This is a genomic window from Streptomyces sp. NPDC041784, assembly GCF_055591025.1.
This window is the reverse complement of the sequence record NZ_JBVJAB010000016.1, coordinates 67,712-85,047: the sequence shown is the minus strand read 5'-3', so window position 1 is coordinate 85,047 and position 17,336 is coordinate 67,712. Positions and strand designations below refer to the sequence as shown.

Annotated in this window: 17 protein-coding genes, 3 tRNA genes and 2 pseudogenes; 14 read left to right on the top strand and 8 right to left on the bottom strand. The window is 68.6% G+C overall.

Annotated elements, in window-relative coordinates:
- The 4 genes and pseudogenes from ACZ6D7_RS30655 to ACZ6D7_RS30640 form a co-directional block, all read left to right on the top strand.
- On the top strand, positions 1-1,575 hold the full coding sequence (locus tag ACZ6D7_RS30655) for a complex I subunit 4 family protein (RefSeq protein WP_469497640.1): 1,575 nt from the start codon (positions 1-3) through the stop codon (positions 1,573-1,575).
- Positions 1,572-3,095: an NADH-quinone oxidoreductase subunit N gene (locus ACZ6D7_RS30650; RefSeq protein ID WP_469497633.1), complete on the top strand. Its 1,524-nt coding sequence runs from the start codon at positions 1,572-1,574 to the stop codon at positions 3,093-3,095. Before ACZ6D7_RS30655 ends, ACZ6D7_RS30650 begins: the two co-directional genes overlap by 4 nt.
- Before the next feature lie 250 nt (positions 3,096-3,345).
- Complete coding sequence (gene htpX, locus ACZ6D7_RS30645; protein ID WP_469497631.1) at positions 3,346-4,209, top strand: zinc metalloprotease HtpX; 864 nt, start codon at positions 3,346-3,348, stop codon at positions 4,207-4,209.
- Positions 4,206-4,334 (top strand): annotated as a pseudogene (locus tag ACZ6D7_RS30640) (YccF domain-containing protein); the annotation flags it as partial. The gene htpX and the pseudogene ACZ6D7_RS30640, both read left to right, overlap by 4 nt.
- On the opposite strand, the gene ACZ6D7_RS30635 reads toward ACZ6D7_RS30640, so the two are convergent.
- A complete protein-coding gene (locus ACZ6D7_RS30635; RefSeq protein ID WP_469497629.1) occupies positions 4,300-6,267 on the bottom strand; it encodes a recombinase family protein in 1,968 nt (655 codons plus the stop codon). The pseudogene ACZ6D7_RS30640 and the gene ACZ6D7_RS30635 overlap by 35 nt on opposite strands.
- A gap of 12 nt (positions 6,268-6,279) precedes the next feature.
- Positions 6,280-7,544: pseudogene (locus ACZ6D7_RS30630) on the bottom strand (replication initiator).
- A gap of 963 nt (positions 7,545-8,507) precedes the next feature.
- Between ACZ6D7_RS30630 and ACZ6D7_RS30625 the strand changes: the two are divergent.
- Positions 8,508-8,897, top strand: coding sequence for a hypothetical protein (locus ACZ6D7_RS30625; RefSeq protein ID WP_469497626.1), 390 nt, complete (start codon positions 8,508-8,510; stop codon positions 8,895-8,897).
- A 33-nt stretch (positions 8,898-8,930) separates the two neighbouring features.
- Here the strand turns inward: ACZ6D7_RS30625 and ACZ6D7_RS30620 are convergent, their stop codons facing one another.
- A complete protein-coding gene (locus tag ACZ6D7_RS30620; RefSeq protein WP_469497625.1) occupies positions 8,931-9,329 on the bottom strand; it encodes a YccF domain-containing protein in 399 nt (132 codons plus the stop codon).
- Positions 9,330-9,448: 119 nt separating this feature from the next.
- Between ACZ6D7_RS30620 and ACZ6D7_RS30615 the strand changes: the two genes are divergently transcribed.
- Complete coding sequence (locus ACZ6D7_RS30615; protein ID WP_469497974.1) at positions 9,449-9,739, top strand: YccF domain-containing protein; 291 nt, start codon at positions 9,449-9,451, stop codon at positions 9,737-9,739.
- A 122-nt stretch (positions 9,740-9,861) separates the two neighbouring features.
- Positions 9,862-10,431 (top strand): SMI1/KNR4 family protein, encoded by a 570-nt coding sequence (locus ACZ6D7_RS30610; RefSeq protein WP_469497623.1) that lies wholly within the window; start codon positions 9,862-9,864, stop codon positions 10,429-10,431.
- A 226-nt stretch (positions 10,432-10,657) separates the two neighbouring features.
- Here the strand turns inward: ACZ6D7_RS30610 and ACZ6D7_RS30605 are convergent, their stop codons facing one another.
- Positions 10,658-11,920 (bottom strand): APC family permease, encoded by a 1,263-nt coding sequence (locus ACZ6D7_RS30605; RefSeq protein WP_469497620.1) that lies wholly within the window; start codon positions 11,918-11,920, stop codon positions 10,658-10,660.
- Positions 11,921-12,110: 190 nt separating this feature from the next.
- Here ACZ6D7_RS30605 and ACZ6D7_RS30600 point away from each other — a divergent pair, with 190 nt between their 5' ends.
- Positions 12,111-12,377 carry a GlsB/YeaQ/YmgE family stress response membrane protein gene (locus tag ACZ6D7_RS30600; protein ID WP_469497617.1) on the top strand — a complete coding sequence of 89 codons (267 nt, stop codon included), beginning with the start codon at positions 12,111-12,113 and terminating at the stop codon, positions 12,375-12,377.
- Between the two features lie 133 nt (positions 12,378-12,510).
- Here the strand turns inward: ACZ6D7_RS30600 and ACZ6D7_RS30595 are convergent, their stop codons facing one another.
- Positions 12,511-12,999 (bottom strand): YajQ family cyclic di-GMP-binding protein, encoded by a 489-nt coding sequence (locus ACZ6D7_RS30595; protein ID WP_352347812.1) that lies wholly within the window; start codon positions 12,997-12,999, stop codon positions 12,511-12,513.
- A gap of 221 nt (positions 13,000-13,220) precedes the next feature.
- Between ACZ6D7_RS30595 and ACZ6D7_RS30590 the strand changes: the two genes are divergently transcribed.
- Positions 13,221-13,302 (top strand) — tRNA-Tyr (locus ACZ6D7_RS30590).
- A 77-nt stretch (positions 13,303-13,379) separates the two neighbouring features.
- Here ACZ6D7_RS30590 and ACZ6D7_RS30585 read toward each other — a convergent pair.
- Positions 13,380-13,694: a hypothetical protein gene (locus ACZ6D7_RS30585; protein WP_469497614.1), complete on the bottom strand. Its 315-nt coding sequence runs from the start codon at positions 13,692-13,694 to the stop codon at positions 13,380-13,382.
- A 97-nt stretch (positions 13,695-13,791) separates the two neighbouring features.
- Here ACZ6D7_RS30585 and ACZ6D7_RS30580 point away from each other — a divergent pair, with 97 nt between their 5' ends.
- Positions 13,792-14,004 (top strand): hypothetical protein, encoded by a 213-nt coding sequence (locus tag ACZ6D7_RS30580; RefSeq protein WP_469497611.1) that lies wholly within the window; start codon positions 13,792-13,794, stop codon positions 14,002-14,004.
- A gap of 20 nt (positions 14,005-14,024) precedes the next feature.
- On the opposite strand, the gene ACZ6D7_RS30575 is transcribed toward ACZ6D7_RS30580, so the two are convergent.
- Both ACZ6D7_RS30575 and ACZ6D7_RS30570 read right to left on the bottom strand, forming a co-directional pair.
- Positions 14,025-14,681, bottom strand: a complete 657-nt coding sequence (locus ACZ6D7_RS30575; RefSeq protein ID WP_469497608.1) for an SDR family oxidoreductase — start codon at positions 14,679-14,681, stop codon at positions 14,025-14,027.
- Positions 14,682-14,818: 137 nt separating this feature from the next.
- Positions 14,819-16,087 (bottom strand): amidohydrolase family protein, encoded by a 1,269-nt coding sequence (locus tag ACZ6D7_RS30570; RefSeq protein WP_469497606.1) that lies wholly within the window; start codon positions 16,085-16,087, stop codon positions 14,819-14,821.
- Positions 16,088-16,332: 245 nt separating this feature from the next.
- On the opposite strand from ACZ6D7_RS30570, the gene ACZ6D7_RS30565 reads away from it, so the two are divergent.
- The 4 genes from ACZ6D7_RS30565 (at position 16,333) to ACZ6D7_RS30550 (ending at position 17,331) form a co-directional block, all read left to right on the top strand.
- A tRNA-Thr gene (locus ACZ6D7_RS30565) sits at positions 16,333-16,405 on the top strand.
- Positions 16,406-16,451: 46 nt separating this feature from the next.
- Positions 16,452-16,524, top strand: a tRNA-Met gene (locus tag ACZ6D7_RS30560).
- An 88-nt stretch (positions 16,525-16,612) separates the two neighbouring features.
- The gene (gene rpmG, locus ACZ6D7_RS30555; RefSeq protein ID WP_003948671.1) at positions 16,613-16,777 is read left to right on the top strand and encodes a 50S ribosomal protein L33; all 165 of its coding nucleotides are present in this window, start codon (positions 16,613-16,615) and stop codon (positions 16,775-16,777) included.
- A 101-nt stretch (positions 16,778-16,878) separates the two neighbouring features.
- Positions 16,879-17,331 carry an FAS1-like dehydratase domain-containing protein gene (locus ACZ6D7_RS30550; RefSeq protein ID WP_469497603.1) on the top strand — a complete coding sequence of 151 codons (453 nt, stop codon included), beginning with the start codon at positions 16,879-16,881 and terminating at the stop codon, positions 17,329-17,331.
- Positions 17,332-17,336 lie beyond the last annotated feature (5 nt).

The window sequence follows — 17,336 nt, the reverse complement described above, 5'->3', positions numbered from 1 at the left end:
GTGATCGATATCAACGAATCCGTGATGCAGTTCCTTCTGGCGTTCGTCGTCGTCGGCCCGCTCCTGGGCGCCGCCGCCGCTCTGCTGCCCGCCCCGCCCGGACTGAAGGGGAAGTCACCCGAGCAGGCCGTACTCCGCCACGGCGTCACGGTGACCGGCGTGATCCTCATGGCCGCGATCGTCCTCGCGCTCGGCTTCGACCACGACCAGCCGTCGAAGATGCAGGCCAGCACGGACATCAGCTGGATCCCCGCACTCGACGTGCGCATCCACCTCGGCATCGACGGCATCTCCCTCCCCCTGGTGCTCCTGACCGCGCTGCTGACCTTCCTGTGCGCGCTCTACTCGTACTTCAAAATGCCCGCGGGCCCGACCCCGAAGGCCTTCGTCGCTCTGCTGCTCGTCCTCGAGTCCGGCACCCTCGCGACCTTCGCCGTCCTCGACCTGCTGCTGTTCTTCCTCGCCTTCGAGATGGTCCTCATCCCGATGTACTTCCTCATCGCCCGCTGGGGCGGCGAGGGCCGGACCCAGGCGGCGATGAAGTTCATCCTGTTCACGCTGCTCGGGTCCGTGGTCATGCTGCTCGGCCTGCTCCTGATCGGAATCAAGGCGGGCACGTTCGACATGGTGGCACTCGCCACTGACAACGGCCGGTCGCTGACCACATCCGTGCAGGTCATCGCCGTTCTGACGATCGGGCTGGGGCTCGCCGTCAAGACCCCGATGTGGCCTCTGCACAGCTGGCTCCCGGACGCCCACACCGCCGCCCCGACCGTCGGCTCGGTCCTGCTGGCCGGCGTCCTCCTCAAGATGGGTACGTACGGGTTCGTCCGGATTCTTCTTCCGATCGCCCCCGAGGGCTTCCACACCTTCGCGCCCTACCTCGCCGCCTTCGCCGTCGTCGGGATCATCTACGGATCCCTGGCCTGCCTGGCCCTGGCCAAGCAGGGCGCGAAGGGCGACCTCAAGCGCCTGATCGCCTACTCCTCCGTCGGGCACATGGGCTTCGTCCTGCTCGGCATCGCCTCCACCACCCCGACCGGCGTCAACGGCGCCCTGTTCGCCAACATCGCCCACGGCCTCATCACCGGCCTCCTCTTCTTCCTGGTCGGAGCCCTGAAGGACCGCACGGGCACCACCGACCTCGACGCCCTCGCCGAACAGACCGGCGCCGCCCTGTACGGCAAGGCGCCCCGCCTCGGCGGCCTGCTCGCCTTCGCCGCCGTCGCCTCGCTCGGGCTGCCGGGCCTGGCCGGCTTCTGGGGCGAGATGCTCGCGATGTTCGGCGCGTTCGACCCCGCCGACGACCTCAGCCGCCCCGCCTTCCTCACCTTCACGGCGATCGCCGCGTTCGGCACGCTCCTCACGGCCGCCTACCTGCTCGTCGTGGTCCGCCGCGTCTGCATGGGCAGCCTCCCGCAGGACGCCCCGAGGCTCACCGACGTCCAGACGTACGAGTTCGCGGCCTGGACCCCGCTCGTCGCCCTCACCGTCTTCGCCGGCCTGTGGCCCAAGGCCCTTCTCGGCCTGACCGACCCGGCCGTGCAGCAGCTCCTCGCAGGAGGCACCCGATGAGCTCCCTGGCCCAGCCCCTCGCCGAGTCGCTGGTCCAGTCCGTCGACTGGCTCGCGATCGCCCCGCCGACCCTCGCGGCCGTCGTCGCCCTGGTCGTCCTCGTCGCCGACCTGTTCGTGAGCGAGGCGAGGAAGCCGCTCCTCGGCTGGCTCTCGGTCACGGGCCTCGCCGCCTCCACGGCCCTCCTGCTGCCCCTCCTGGACGGCGACCGCTCCACGTTCTGCCTGACCGGCGACCCGAGCGCGTGCAGCTACACCGCCGACCGCTTCACCCTCGTCATCCAGTTCCTCGTCCTCGGGGGAGCGCTCCTGGCGGCCCTCCTGTCGGTCACCGCGCTGAAGGACGCCCGCGGCAGACTCCCCGAAGGGGAGTTCTGGTTCCTGCTGCTCTCGTCCGCCGCCGGCGCCGCCCTGCTGCCCGCCTCGCGCGACCTCGCCACCCTGGTCGTCGCCCTGGAGGTCGCCTCCCTGCCCGCGTTCGCCCTCGTCGGCATCCGGCACGGCGACCGCAGGTCCTCCGAAGCGGCCCTGAAGTTCTTCCTGTCCTCCGTCACCGCGACCGCCGTCAGCCTGATGGGCATCAGCTTCGTCTACGCGACCACGGGCACCCTCTACCTCACCCAGATCGCCGACCGCATCCAGCACGTCGACGGCCGACTGGACACCCTTGCCCAGACCGGCGTGGTCCTCACCCTGGTCGGCTTCGCCTTCAAGACCGCCGCCGTGCCCTTCCACTTCTGGGTCCCGGACACCTACATCGGTGCCCCACTGCCCGTCGCCGCCTACCTGTCGGTCGTCGGCAAGGCGGTCGGCTTCACCGGCCTCATCCTCGTCACGGTCGTGGGCCTCCCGTCCTACGCCGACGTCTGGGGCCCCGCCCTGGCCGCCCTGGCCGCCCTCACCATGACCGTCGGCAACGTCGGCGCCCTCCGCCAGCAGGCCACACGCGCGTACAGCGCCGTCCGCCTGCTCGCCTGGTCCTCGGTCGGACAGGCCGGCTACCTCCTCGTCCCGATCGCCGCCGCCGCGTACTCCGACGACGCCGAACACGCCGTCGGCTCCACCGTCGCGTACGCCCTCATGTACGGCGCCGTGAACCTGGGCGCCTTCGCGGTGGCCGCCCTGGTGGGCCGTACGAGCCCGCAGAACCGCCTCACGGACTACCGGGGCCTCTACGCCAGGAACCCCCTCTCCGCGCTGCTCCTGGCGTTCTTCCTGCTCTGCCTCGCCGGACTGCCGCCGGGCATCATCGGCCTCTTCGCCAAGGTCACCGTCTTCTCGGCGGCCGTCGACGCGGGCCTGGGCTGGCTCGCGGTCGTCATGGCCGTCAACGTGGTGATCGCGCTCTACTACTACCTCCAGTGGACGGCCCTGCTCTTCCGTGCCCCCGAGGGCGAACCCGTGGAGCACCGCGTCCCCGCGCCCCTCACCGCCGCGATCACCCTCACCGCGGTCCTCGGCATCGTCCTCTCCGGAGCACCCCAGCTGGTCCTGCGCTTCACCGACGCCGGCCTCTTCTGAGCCCGCACGTCGCCCGCCGGTTCGCCCGAACGTTCGCCTGCACACCGCCCACACGCGCGCGTACGCCCTCGCCGTCACCCGGACGGCCCATACCCCGGCCCGCCTGCACAAGGGAACTAGTCACCTCCGCCTGGCGTTGACCAGTACGGGAGGGTCCACTGGCGTGACACCACGACACCAGGGCCACCGGAGAACAGCACAAGATCCGCAAGCAAAGGGTTCCCCTGCTGCACGACTTGGAGGGCGTACCGTGCACCGCCGGCACAACGGGCTCAGGACCGCAGTACTCCTCGGGGGACTGTCGGCACTCATCATCGTCATCGGCAGCTTCTTCGGCCGTACGGGGCTCGTGGTCGCGGTAGTGATCGCCCTCGGCACGAACGCGTACGCGTACTGGAACAGCGACAAGCTGGCACTGCGCGCGATGCGGGCCCGTCCGGTCAGCGAGTTCGAAGCCCCGGCCCTCTACCGGATGGTCCGCGACCTCTCCAACCAGGCCCGCCAGCCCATGCCCCGCCTCTACATCTCCCCGACCGAGGCACCCAACGCCTTCGCCACCGGCCGCAACCCGCGCAACGCCGCCGTGTGCTGCACCGAGGGCATCCTGCGCATCCTCGACGAGCGCGAACTGCGCGGTGTCATCGGCCACGAACTCAGTCACGTCTACAACCGGGACATCCTCATCTCCTCGGTCGCGGGCGCCCTCGCCTCCGTGATCATGTTCCTGGTCAACTTCGCCTGGCTGATCCCGATCGGCCGCTCCGACGACGATGACGGCCCCGGCATCCTGGGCTTCCTCCTGATCATGATCCTGGGCCCCCTCGCGGCCTCCCTCATCCAGCTCGCCATCAGCCGCTCCCGCGAGTACGAGGCGGACGCCTCCGGCGCCCAGCTCACCGGCGATCCGCTCGCCCTCGCCAGCGCGCTGCGCAAGCTGGAGGCGGGCACCAAGCAGCTCCCGCTGCCCCCCGAGCCCCGCATCGAGACCGCGAGCCACATGATGATCGCGAACCCCTTCCGCCCCGGTCAGGGATTCTCCAGGATGTTCTCCACACATCCGCCGATGGCGGAACGCATCGCCCGGCTAGAGAAATTGGCAGGTCGCCCCCAGTGAAGACCATCCTGAACGTCATCTGGCTCGTCCTGAGCGGTTTCTGGCTGTTCCTCGGCTACCTCCTCGCGGGCGTCATCCTCTGCATCACGATCATCGGCATCCCCTTCGGCATCGATCTTCTGCGTTCAGCATCGCGCTCGGGTCGACTCGCCCTTCGATGACCATCGAGGGCAGTAGCCGGATCTCGGGGAGGGGGACCTGTTCCATGTCCGCCAGGGCAGCGTTCACGCGGCTCCAGGTGCCGTCGGACGTCCAGGCGTTGAAGTGCTTCGAGGCTTGAATCGTGGCACCGGTTTCCTTGAGCACGTTGGGCCATGACTTGCCGGTGCGCGCCTTGTAGAAGATCGCGTCTACGGAACGGCGGACAGTGCCCCCGCGCCCCTTCGGGAGTAGGGGAGCGATCATTGCCCACTCCTCGTCGGAGAGCGCAGCAGCGCGGACGGCGAGGCCAGCGGTGGCGTACCAGGCCCGCACAGTGCAGGGGACACCGCCGCGCCGGTCGTCGGGCACCGGGCCGGTGATGGTGACCTTCAGTTCCAGCATGGACAAGATGGCCGCTTGCTGCTCAGGAGCCATGTCCGGGAACGACTTCTTCGCCATGCTCGCCAGGGCGATGAGGTCGCGAGCGCGCTGATCGGACTCCTCCATCTCCGCCAGCCATTCGGCCGCTTCGTCGCGAAGATTCTGGAGCTGTTGAAGTTCGTCGTTCAGCACTGTCGTAGCCGCCTCGATGGCGTCCGAAGACTTGCTCTGCTTTGCGGCCGCGACGATGACGGCCGCCATCGACGCATTCATGCCCTCGATCTGCTGGTCAAGGTCGGCGATTCGGTCGACCAGGGCAGTCGTGTCCCCTTCCGCCATGCCGATCCACTCGGCAGCCAGTTCTTGGAGCTTTTCGCTGTTGCTCGCGATCTCGGTGACGCGCTTCCAGACGTGCTTCTCAAGTGCGTCTGCGTCGATGCGGGAGCAGCCGCAAGACTCTTGGCTGGGATCGTCGGGCGCATTGCCCGCGCACCTGTAGAACCGAGCCACCTCCCGGTCTGCCGTATAGCCGAAGCCCGAGTGCGTTTTGCCGCAGACGCTGACGACCCGACCGCTGAGCGGGTAGATCCAGCGTTGGCCGCTGCTGAGCTTCGCTGTTTCGGCGACCTTCCGTCGTAGCTCTGCGCTCTGTTCCTCGGTCAGGATCCGAGGCAATTCGATCCTGACGGAGTCGCCCCAGATGGGGGCGCCGTTTTCGTCCCTGTTGGCATGCTTGCCACGGAAGACGAGTACGGCATCGAGTACGGGCGCTGACATGATGCGATCTCGGAGGTTGTCGCGCGTCCATGTCTTGCCGGAACGTGCTGTGATCCCTTCACTGATCAGGCGAATGGTGACCTTGCGGAGGTTGAGCCCCTCGCCGACCACCAGGCCATAGACACGCTTGATGACCTTCGCCTCTTCCGCATCGATCACCAGGTACGAGCCAGGAGTCCCCTTGTTGGCGATGCGGTAGCCGTACGGAGCACGCCCACCGACGTGTGCGGCCGGCGTCAGCTCCGCCTTTTCCTGCAAGCCGCCCTGAGTACGGTCGCGGATCGTCTCCCATTCGGTCTCGGCGTAGTCGGCGTCCCGGCGCATCTTCTTGCGCCCCTCGGTGGTGGTGTTGTCGTAGTCGTCCGCGACGACGGCGACGAAGACGCCGATGTCTTCCAGGGCCCAGACCCAGCGCCAGAACGCACGGCCCTTGCGTCCGATCACACGGCCGTCCGGCACGACCACGATGTCGAAGGGGCGTGGAGTCTGCTGGGCGTCGTCCATGAGCCGCTTCAGATCGCCACGGTCAGCAGCTTCCAGGGAGCCCGAGACGCCCTCGTCCTTGTACGTGCCGACGTGAGTCCACTGCTTGAGTGCGATGTGTCGAGTGGTCTTGCGGCTTTGCCGAGCTACGCCGTAGCCCTTCTTCTGCTCTTCGGTCGAGACACGGAGGTAGTCGACCGCACGCAGAGTACGTGTGCCGACTGCGCGAGCAGCGGTCTCGATGGATGAAGACAGGGGTGTGCTTACATTGGACACGTCGACTCCTAGTCAGTCGGCTAGCCCCGGGGCGGTGCCAGCCGCTGCCGGGGCGTTTGTCTGAACTTCCAAGGTGGCGCGGGTGTCTGACAGCCCGTCGGGTTTCGGGACCTTCCTTCGTCGACGTGCTTGCGGCCCGAACAGAATGCGCAGGAGTAACGCACGTTCGGCAGGAGACAGCGTCTTGTCCGGGAGCCATACGGCCTGGGTGTCAGCCATCAGATCCACCCCCGTTGCTGTGCTGCCTCCCGGCTCAACTCTCGGTTGATGGCGAGGTCTTCGAAGACCCCAGCGGCAATCAGTGCGCCGCCGGGGGAGTGGCCGGAGCCGGCAATAGCGCCAGCGGGAATCCGTGGTCGAGCCTGATGGCTTGGAGCGGCCGACGTGATCGGCGCGTTCGGCCCGCAGCGCTGCATAGGTGGTGGAGTAGGCGCGGGATTTGGTGAGGATGTGGCCTCGGTGACCGAGGGTGTGAGTCCAACTCCGGAGACGGAGCGTGCCGTACTCAGGTAGGTCACCGAGGAGCCAACAGGTCCGCATGAGAGTGCGCACGTGCTCACTGACGGATGCCGCCTCGATTTCCTCCCAGGTAGTGATTTGGTGATCTGTCCCGGCGCCCGTGTCACTTGCCCCCTTGGTCACGTACTTGGCCACGTACGCGGCAACGGCGTCGTCATCAGGACTGTCGCCGTGGGCAAGTAGAGGGCGGATGTCGATCTGGCCGCCCCACCTGAGAGCACTCTCGCCGACGGCGGGACTGTGGGGGGTGCGGACCAGGACCCGCCCGGCGGAGGCCCGGACAGCATCGGTCAGCCGCTCAGTGGTGCCCCAGGTCGGAGGTTCGTCGGCCGGTCCATTCGAGCCGTCGAGGCGGACAACGGCGTGGACGTGCACGGCCGCCCGTCTCTGATACTCGGCGACACGGGCGAAGGGCAGTCGCGCGTGCTTCGCGAAGTGGGACGCACGAGGCCGGCGGAGGAGGCGAGGCGTCGGCGGACGTCGATGACGAACCGGTCCCATAGCTTGCTGGCGTGCGCGTGCCACAGGACATGGCCCGTGTAGTCGTAGCAGTCCAGGCACAGGGGTTGGCCGATCGGGGGAGCGTCCGGGGCGTGGATTGCGCCGCAGCCGAGGGGACGCCCGTGTTCGCACGTGACGCCGTCCCGGCGGGGTCGACAACGTTCCCCGGCACGGTGGACCGGGCCGAAGGAGGAGGCGGTGAGGGCGAAATGACGACCGCTCGGCTGATTTCGCCCTCTCCATCGCCTGTGCGGCATTAGCTGCCGCTGGTAACCACGCCGACGCAATGGGGAAAGCGCGCTCGATTACCAATGCGAGCATGCGAGACTATTGCCTAGACTTGATGGCCGTATGTCACGCTAAGCCTAGTGACTATGAACTCGCCATAACGGTTATGGATTTGATTGAGGATTCACGGCAAAGGGGTTATGCCACAGAAAACGTGGCGGGAATAATGGCCCGTTCGGGCGATTATTAGCAGGCGATATTGTTGATGAGCGCATTGCCGGTTCCCGCCGGAGGGGCTAGTCGGCACAGTGAAACTCTCTGCGCGATTGCTGTGGCGCTTCTCCAGGCTGGTGATCACGATCGGGCTTTGGAGATGGCTCAGAGGGCCACTTCTATTGCGCATGCGGGAACTGATAGAGAGACGCAAGTTTCCCAACTGTGCGTTTTGGCGGATGCCTTGAGTGACGCCGATGAGCTTCGTGCCGCCAGGGAGCTGGTGAACGAGGTGCTGGCTGGGGGTGACAACGAGAACGGCTCTTTGCCCTTTCATGTCGCTGCTAGCGTTTCCCGTGTTCTCGCCAGAGCAGGCGATTTTGAGCGTGCCGTCGACCTGGCGCGTAACGTAGGGCAGTTTTGGGACAGGTCGAGTGCTTTGATTTCGGTCGCCGACGCGCTGGCGTCACAGGGGCATTACCGGCGCGCATGGGACATCTTGGAAGAGATGATTGCCCTGTGTGATGGGCACAACAACTACAGGCTGCGAATGAGCATTATTGCGGCGATTGCTGAGGTCGCAGCTAAGATGGGCGATCCGAAGCGTGCTACGAGTCTGGTTGAAGATGTTACCGCTACTGCTCGAGCAGGAGAGTTGAGGGAGGAGGAAGCTTTCGGCCTCGCGTGTGCGGCTGAAAGCTTCTTGCAGCTGAATGATAGAGGTACAGCCGCCGATCTGGCTCCTGGAGGCGAGCAACCTAGCGTCCAACTTTTCGCAGGTGGAAGCGAAAGAAGAGATCTGGGATTTCGCTGCTCGTTCCCTCGCTCGCGCCGAAAAATATGAAGATGCGTTTCGCCTGTCTCTTAGCATTGAAGATCTTGAGGTCCGGGCCGAACTAATGCTTTTCGTTATCGGGCACGCTGCTCAGGGTGGTGAAATTGATACCGCCATCAGTCTGACTGGCGAAATGATTCATCCTCACCTGAAGTCGCTTGCGTGGGTGGCTGTTTGTGCAGCCCAAAAAGATCTTCCGGGTGCCCGCTTGAATCTTATGCAGGCGTTGCGTACCGGTACTTGGCGAGAAGCGGTCTCACTCATGGGGGACGCGGGATCACGGTATCTCGTGATTCTCGCCAATCTGCTGCTGTGTGACATTAGGCAAACCTAGATCAATGTCGCACCCGCTGGTGTCTCGCACTCACTAGCGGCCAAACGCTTGCTCTGTGGGAACCACGTCGCGGCCAAGTGGCATGAGTGAAATCGGGATGAGCTTGAGATTGGCCCAGCCGAACGGGATCCCGATGATCGACAGGAAGAGCGGGACGCTCGTGACCAAGTGGGCCAGAGCCAGCCACCACCCCGCGAAGATCACCCAGATCACGTTCCCGATGACCGACCCGGCTCCGGCGCCCGACCGCTCCACGGTGGTGCGGCCGAACGGCCAGAGGACGAAGCCGGCGATGCGCAGCGACGCGATGCCGAACGGGATGGTGATGATCAAGACGAAGCAGATCAGCGCGGCGATGAAGTAGCCGATCGCCATCCAGATGCCGCAGAAGATGAGCCAGATGATGTTCAGCAGCAGGTTGAACAGCTTCATGATCGACACCTCTCCAGGTGGGTCCGCCCGTACTGTCCTGCTACTACCAGTATCAGCAGGTCACGCGTTAAGGCGGAACCGGAGCGCCCTTGTAGCGTGATCGGGAACGTACGGAGACGATCCCGTTCGGCATCGCGGCATTCCGGATCGGCCTCTACGCCCTCTGGCCGTTCGGCTACACGACCGTCGAGCGCCGTGACGCGGGTGCCCCCTCCTGCCTCGGCAACGTGCTCTGGCTGGTGCTGGCCGGCTGGTGGCTGGCCATCGGCCACAACGTCACCGGCCTCGCCCTGTGCATCACGATCATCGGCATTCCGTTCGGCATCGCGAACTTCAAGCTGATCCCGGTCTCGCTGTTCCCGCTGGGCCGCGAGATCGTGCCCACGGACCAGCCGTTCGCCGGGCGCTGACGAGCCGCTGACGAGCCACTGCGGACCGCGGGCCCGCCTCGCAGGGGTTCCCCGGATTTCCACAATCGGCCGGTTGTCCACAGGACGCCCCGATTGTCAGTGGCGGCGTGCACCATGAACGCATGACCGAGAACGAGCAGTTGCTGGCAAGGGTGGCGGCCAAGGCGGCCACCACCCGGCCATGGGGGTGGACTTCACTCCCCGACCCCATGGACGCGGCCACCCTGGCCCGCGCCGAGGCAGCCCTCGGCTTCCGCCTGCCCCCGCTCCTCGCCGACCTCTACCTGCGGACAGGGGACGGCGGATTCGGCCCGGAGTACGGCCTGCTGCCCCTGCTCGACAGCCCGCCCGCCGGTGAACCCTCCGCCGTCACCCAATACCTCGCCCAGCGCAAGAGCGGCCTGGAGGACCCCGAGTGGCCCTGGCCCGAGGGCGTCCTGCCGATATCCCACTGGGGCTGCGGGATGTACGCGTGCGTGGACTGCCGCTCCCCGCAGGCGCCGGTCCTGCTCTTCGAACCCAACCCCGGCGACCCCGACCAGGCCTGGTTCGTCGACGCCCCCAGCCTCACGGACTGGCTGCACGCCTGGCTCGACGGCACGGGCTGGTATGACGTCCCGGACGAAGGGCTGGACATGCCCCCGTGGACGGAGTTCCGGATACGTGCGACGGCGGAAGGGACGACGGCTTAGCCGGGGAGGAGCGCGCCCCGAACGCCCCCTGCCCGCCGAGCATCCAGGGCACCGCCGCAGTCACGGACGCGTGCACGGGCCAGTGGCTACAGGCCACCGCCACGGGCCACCGCCACGGTGAGCCCGCCGTCGGCCGCCCGCCCACCGCCCGACGCCCGACGTACACCCACACAGCGCACCGCACGCGCAGCCGCACCCCGCCCGTGCGTTACAGGCGTCACCGGCGTCACGCGCTTCCGCGCTGTCCCCCCGCCCACCGTCGCACCCCGTACGCGAGCACCCCCACCGCCAGCACACCCGCCCCCACGACCACCGACGTCACCGGCAGTGCGAACGCCAGCACCATGCACCCCACCAGGCCCACCGCCGGCAGCACGCGTGCCGTCGGGGCCGGATGCAGGGTCCAGGCCGAGGCGTTGGCCACCGCGTAGTACGCCAGCACACCGAAGGAGGAGAAGCCGATCGCGCCCCGTACGTCCACTGTGGCGGCGAGGACCGCGACCACCGCGCCCACGACCAGTTCGGCCCGGTGCGGTACCTGGAAACGCGGATGCACGGCCGCCAGGGCGCCGGGCAGATGGTGGTCCCGGGCCATGGCCAGTGTCGTGCGCGAGACGCCCAGGATGAGGGCGAGCAGCGAGCCCAGCGCGGCCACGGCGGCCCCGGCCCGTACCACCGGAACCAGCCCCGGCACCCCCGCCGCCCGCACCGCGTCCGCCAGCGGCGCGGTGGCCCGCCCCAGGGTGTCCGCCCCCAGCACGGAAAGGACGGCGACCGCCACACACGCGTACACGGCCAGCGTGATGCCCAGAGCCAGGGGGATCGCGCGCGGGATGGTGCGCGCGGGATCGCGTACCTCCTCGCCGAGGGTCGCGATGCGCGCGTATCCGGCGAACGCGAAGAACAGCAGACCGGCCGCCTGGAGCACCCCGCCGACACCCCCGGAGGCCCCGATGTCCAGCCGCCCGGCGTCGGACGCCCCGGACCCCAGGCACACCACGACCACGGAAGCGAGGACCGCCAGGACCACCGCCACGATCCCCCGCGTCAGCCAGGCCGACTTCTGGACGCCGCCGTAGTTCACCGCGGTCAGCGCCACCACGGCCGCGACCGCCACCGCGTGCGCCTGTGCGGGCCAGACGTACGCCCCCACCGTCAGCGCCATCGCCGCACAGGAGGCCGTCTTGCCGACCACGAACGACCAGCCGGCCAGGTAGCCCCAGAACGCCCCCAGGCGCTCGCGTCCGTACACATAGGTGCCGCCCGAGGCCGGATAGCGGGCGGCGAGGCGCGCCGACGACATGGCGTTGCAATAGGCGACCAACGCGGCGAGGGCGAGTCCGAGCAGCAGCCCGGAACCGGCCGCGGCCGCGGCGGGAGCCAGGGCGGCGAAGACGCCTGCCCCGATCATCGAGCCGAGCCCGATGACCACGGCGTCACCGACGCCCAGGGTCCGTCGGAGCTGGGTGGAGGATACGGGCGGTGTCATGTGCCGCACCCTACTGACCGGGGGAACCGCGGGGTGCCGTCGTGACGTCGTGCACATCAACTCGGCACGAACCCGCGTGCGAGGCAGGACGGGGGGCGTGGGGCCGGGAAGTGAGCACTGCCCGTCCGGAGCGAGCAAGATCACAGTTCTCGGACAGTGAGGGCACAGCACGGAAGGGCAGGTTCAGGACATGGGCATCATCAGCTGGATCATCCTGGGGCTGTTGGCCGGAGTCATCGCCAAGGTCCTGCTGCCGGGGCGTGACCCGGGCGGCTTCATCGGAACGACCGTCATCGGCATCGCGGGCGCGTTCATCGGCGGCTGGATCTCGGCCCGCTGGCTGGACCACCCCATCGCCAAGGACTTCTACGACGGCGCCACCTGGGCCGCCGCGATCGGCGGCTCGCTGGTGCTGCTGATCGCCTACCGGATCCTGTTCGGCAACTCACGCGACTAGCGCGAAGGGCTCCGCCACTCGGGCGACTCGCGCGCCCCTGACGCGGCCCACGTACGAGAAGGGTGGGCACCGCCGGGTTCCGGCCCGGGTACCCACCCTTCCTCGCCACCGGGAGTGCGTGGCCAGTGGCCGACTACCGGTAGTTCACGAACTGGAGCGCGAAGTCGAAGTCCTGGCCCTTCAGCAGGGCGATGACGGCCTGGAGGTCGTCACGGCTCTTGGAGCTGACGCGCAGTTCGTCCCCCTGCACCTGGGCCTTCACGCCCTTGGGGCCCTCGTCGCGGATGAGCTTCGCGACCTTCTTCGCGTTGTCCTGGGAGATGCCTTCCTTGATCTCCGCGAAGAGCTTGTACTCCTTGCCGGAGAGCTGGGGCTCGCCCGCGTCCAGGGCCTTCAGCGAGATCCCGCGCTTGATCAGCTTCGACTGGAAGACGTCGAGGACGGCGTTCACCCGGTCCTCGGAGTTCGCCTCCATCAGGATCTTTTCACCGGACCACGAGATCGAGGCGCCCACGCCCTTGAAGTCGTAGCGCTGCGAGATCTCCTTGGCGGCCTGGTTGAGGGCGTTGTCGACCTCCTGCCGCTCGACCTTCGAGACGATGTCGAAACTGGAGTCGGCCATGTCCTGTGGCTCCTTGTATCGGGGTGTCGGGGTGCGTGTCGGCGTACGTGGGGTTGCCGCCGAGCCCGGCGTGGTCCCGGGTCGCATCCGGACAAGCCTAGCCACCCGCGGTCCTCCCGGTGCAGATCAATCAGGTGGCGAAGCACCCCTCGGTATCGGGTATTGTTTACGTCGTTGCCAGAGAGCACCGCCGAAAAGCGGTTCGAACGGCGGCAAACCCCGGCGGTGTGCCCGAGCGGCCAAAGGGAGCAGACTGTAAATCTGCCGGCTCAGCCTTCCCAGGTTCGAATCCTGGCGCCGCCACGCTGAGAGCGAAGGGCCCGTGACCTGCTAACGCAGCAGGTCACGGGCCCTTCGTCGTATGTCCTCCCGTTTCCCTTTCACTGCTCCGCTGGAGGCTCCTCCGCGGCTTCCGCGGCTTCTTCGGCCTCTGGGGACTTCGCCTCGCGCTTCACGTCGGCCTCCACTTCGTTGCGTGCCTTGCCCTCCGCCTTGGAGTAGTCCGTCACCGCGGCCTGGACGTCGCGGGCGAGATCGCGCCACGCGCGCCAGGCGGTCTCGTACGTGTCGGTCTGGGTCTCCGACCAAGGGGTGTCGGTGGGCGCGCCGTAGTCGTCCCGCAGTTGAAGCACCCTCACGTGTGCCTCGTCGGCCGCGCGCTGCTTCTGCACGAGTTCGTCGAAGGTATGTGCCACATTTCGGATGCTAGGGAGGCGGGGGCGGTTCCGCGCGGCGAGCGGGGCGTGCGTCGCGCGAGGGTACCCGGGTGGCCCACTGGGGCACACTGGCCCCATGTCCAGCCGTCGCAGAACCTGTCCCGAGTGCCGTCGAGAGATCGCCGTCGTCGCCGGACGGTTCGCCCGGCACGACCCGCCCGGGGCGCGGGAGAGCGGAGAGCTGATCTCCTGTCCCGGCTCGCGCCGCACGGCGCAACTGGGCGCCGCCCAGCCCTCGTTGGACGGTTATGTGATGCCGGAGTTCCCGGGCCAGTTGCCCCTGTTCTAGGTACCTGCGCCCGCCCGTGCTCAGTTGCCCGCCACCGACTTCACCGCCACCGACACCGGCACCGGGCCGCCGATGAGTTCGAGGGTCAGGCCGGCCGTCGCCGGGGAGTCCAGGAGTTCCACCAGGACCGCGGCCACGTCCGCGCGGGAGACGGGCCCACGGCCCGTGTGGGCCTCCAGGCGGACCAGGCCGGTGCCGGGTTCGTCGGTGAGCGCGCCGGGGCGCAGGATCGTCCAGTCGAGGGACTTCTGCCGCGTGACGTGGGCGTCCGCCTCGCCCTTGGCGCGCAGATAGACGTCGAAGACCTCGCGCCCCTCGTGCTTCGCGTTCGCGCCCATCGACGACACCACCAGGAACCGCCGTACGCCGGCCAGGACCGCCGCGTCCGCGAACAGCACCGCCGCGCCCTTGTCGACGGTGTTCTTGCGGGCCGTACCGCTGCCCGGGCCCGCGCCCGCCGCGAACACCGCGGCGTCCGCGCCGCGCAGCCGCTCGGCGATCGCCTCGACCGACGCCGACTCCAGGTCCAGGACGACCGGTTCGGCCCCCGCCGCCCGCAGGTCGTCGGCCTGTTCGGCCTTGCGGATGATTCCCGCCACCTCGTCCCCGCGCGCGGCGAGCCTACGCTCCAGCAGCAGCGCGATCTGACCATGACCACCAGCGATGACAATGCGCATGCTTCCGACCGTACGCCCGGGCGGCCCCGTCCGCCCCGCAACTCCGCCCCACGCCGCCGCACCACTTCTCCAAGGCCACCCCTCCAAGGCCACCCCTCCAAGGCCACCCCTCCAAGGCCACCCCTACGAGGCCACCCCTACGACAGCTCCCCCCGCCCCTGCCGGGGCAGTCCCAACTCCGCGGTCGCCGCCGAGGTGGAGTACTCGCGCACCGCGCTCGTCCGTGCCACCACGCGCCCCCGGTGGATCACGATGCGGCTGTACGCCAGCGAGAGCGCGGCGGAGAGCCGGTCGCCGCGGACCGCCAGCAGGTCGGCAGGGAAGCCCGCCTCAACCCGGACCTCGGGCAGCGCCAGCACCGCCCGCGCGGACGCGCTCACGGCGTCGTAGGCGTCCTCGGGGCGCAGGCCGTGGCGGGAGGCGAGCAGGTAGGCGGCCTCGAGCGGGTCGCCCCGGCCGACGGGGTTGGAGATGTCCCGCAGCGTGCCGCTGCCGGCCGCCACTCTGACGCCGGCCGCGCGCAGCAGTCGTACGGGCGCTGTGCCGCGCTCCTCCACGCCCCCGCAGCCGCCCTGGGGCAGGCACACCACGCTGACACCGGCGGCGGCCAGCTGGTCGGCGGTGCGGCCGGCGGCCTCGGCGGGGAGGCGGTCGAGGCCGCCGCAGGGGCTCAGGGTGACGCCGGGGCGCAGGCCGCCCGCCATGGCGGCGAGCCGGGCGAGCCGGGCCGGCTCGGCGGCGTCGGTGTGCAGGTCGACGGGGCAGCCGTGTTCGGAGGCGACTTCGAGGACGGCCTCCACGTACCCCGTGGGATCCGGGTCCAGGTCCGGGCAGCCGCCCACCACGGAGGCGCCCATCTTCACCGCGTCGCGCAGTATCGCGAGGCCGTCCGCCCCGGCCACCCCGGTCAGCATCCGGGGCACCGCCACCGCGGACAGCTCCGCGAGCCCGTGCAGCGAGCGCCTGGCCCGCAGGACGGCGGTGAGCGCGCCGAGGCCCTGGACGTCGCCCACCCGCACATGGGCGCGCAACGCGGTCGCGCCGTGGCCGAGTTGCAGCAGCGCGGCCTCGGTGGCACGGCGCTGGACGTCCTGCGGGGCGTACGAGACGGGGCCGTCGGAGTCGGCCGACAGGGCGGTGTCGGCGTGGGCGTGCGGCTCGGCGGGGGCGGGGAGCAGCAGATAGCCGCTGAGATCGACGCGGGTGCCGGGGGAGCGGGCCGGGCCGGGGGCCAGGCTGCCGACCGTGCCGACCGCCTCGATACGACCGCGGCTCAGCCGTACGTCCACGGTCCGGCCGTCCGTCAGTCGCGCCCCGCACAGCAGCAGGGCGGCCGGGTCCGGCGTACCTCCCGGGGCACCGGACGAGGACGACCAGGGGGACGGCTGCGGCTGGCTGTCGGGCATCGCGCTCCAGGAGGATCGGGCACTGCGCGGGGGGACGCAAGATCACACAGAGTGAGTCGAGCCTAGGGCGGGGGCCCGGCGCTGTTGGGGAGGAGCGCAATAGTCGTACCGGTGTGGTCCGGCGGGCGGGAGGGGCTCGCGGGAGCGGCGGGAGACCGGGGAAACGGCCGCCCGGGCGGCCGCGGAGGGCCCCCGGAAACGGATTTGGGTGAACGGCTGCGGACCGTGTAATGTCTTCATCGCTCGCCCCAATAGCTCAGTCGGCAGAGCGTCTCCATGGTAAGGAGAAGGTCTACGGTTCGATTCCGTATTGGGGCTCTGGTGGGTGAGGTTCCCGTCGTGAGGCGGGACCTGATCCCATCAAAGCGGTGTAGCTCAGTCGGTAGAGCAAGCGGCTCATAATCGCTGTGTCACCGGTTCAAGTCCGGTCACCGCTACTGACAGTAGCCGATTGTGGGGTCGGTCCTTCGATCGGCTACTCTTTCTTGCGTTATATGTCCCATCCGTTCGTCAAGGAGCACTCACGTGGCTGCCACCGACGTCCGCCCGAAGATCACGCTGGCCTGCGTGGAGTGCAAGGAGCGGAACTACATCACCAAGAAGAACCGGCGTAACAACCCGGACCGACTGGAGATGAAGAAGCACTGCCCGCGTTGCAACGCGCACACCGCGCACCGCGAAACGCGATAAATCAGGCTCGTATGCGAGGCCGTCCCCGAGTGATCGGGGGCGGCCTCGCGTCGTTGAGCGACCCGTACCGGTCAGTAGAGCAAGCAGGAGGTGCCGAGCCCATGGCGCTCGACCAGTCCTTCGTGGGGCGGAGCTACCCGCCCACCGACCCCTATGAGGTAGGTCGGGAGAAGATCCGCGAGTTCGCGGAGGCCGTGGGGGAGACCAACCCGGTGTACACCGACCCGGAGGCCGCCAAGGCGCTCGGGTACGCCGATGTGATCGCGCCGCCGACCTTTGTGTTCTCGATCACCTTCAAGGCCGCGGGGCAGGTCGTCCAGGACCCGCAGCTGGGCCTCGACTACAGCCGGGTGGTGCACGGCGACCAGAAGTTCGCCTACCGGCGTCCGGTGCGCGCCGGTGACCGGCTCACGGTCACCTCGACCATCGAGGGGATCAAGTCCCTGGCGGGCAACGACGTCCTGGACATCCGTGGCGAGGTGCACGACGAGGCCGGCGAGCACGTCGTGACCGCCTGGACCAAGCTCGTGGCCCGCGCGGCCGAGGAGGCGTGAGAAAC

Excerpts from the sequence above, each read along its gene's own strand:
- ACZ6D7_RS30620 (WP_469497625.1), bottom strand. The coding sequence starts at position 9,329 with ATGAAGCTGTTCAACCTGCTGCTGAACATCATCTGGCTCATCTTCTGC.
- ACZ6D7_RS30605 (WP_469497620.1), bottom strand. The coding sequence starts at position 11,920 with ATGACACCGCCCGTATCCTCCACCCAGCTCCGACGGACCCTGGGCGTC.
- ACZ6D7_RS30550 (WP_469497603.1), top strand. The coding sequence starts at position 16,879 with ATGGCGCTCGACCAGTCCTTCGTGGGGCGGAGCTACCCGCCCACCGAC.
- ACZ6D7_RS30650 (WP_469497633.1), top strand. The coding sequence starts at position 1,572 with ATGAGCTCCCTGGCCCAGCCCCTCGCCGAGTCGCTGGTCCAGTCCGTC.
- ACZ6D7_RS30595 (WP_352347812.1), bottom strand. The coding sequence starts at position 12,999 with ATGGCCGACTCCAGTTTCGACATCGTCTCGAAGGTCGAGCGGCAGGAG.
- ACZ6D7_RS30575 (WP_469497608.1), bottom strand. The coding sequence starts at position 14,681 with ATGCGCATTGTCATCGCTGGTGGTCATGGTCAGATCGCGCTGCTGCTG.
- ACZ6D7_RS30570 (WP_469497606.1), bottom strand. The coding sequence starts at position 16,087 with ATGCCCGACAGCCAGCCGCAGCCGTCCCCCTGGTCGTCCTCGTCCGGT.
- ACZ6D7_RS30600 (WP_469497617.1), top strand. The coding sequence starts at position 12,111 with ATGGGCATCATCAGCTGGATCATCCTGGGGCTGTTGGCCGGAGTCATC.
- ACZ6D7_RS30580 (WP_469497611.1), top strand. The coding sequence starts at position 13,792 with ATGTCCAGCCGTCGCAGAACCTGTCCCGAGTGCCGTCGAGAGATCGCC.
- ACZ6D7_RS30610 (WP_469497623.1), top strand. The coding sequence starts at position 9,862 with ATGACCGAGAACGAGCAGTTGCTGGCAAGGGTGGCGGCCAAGGCGGCC.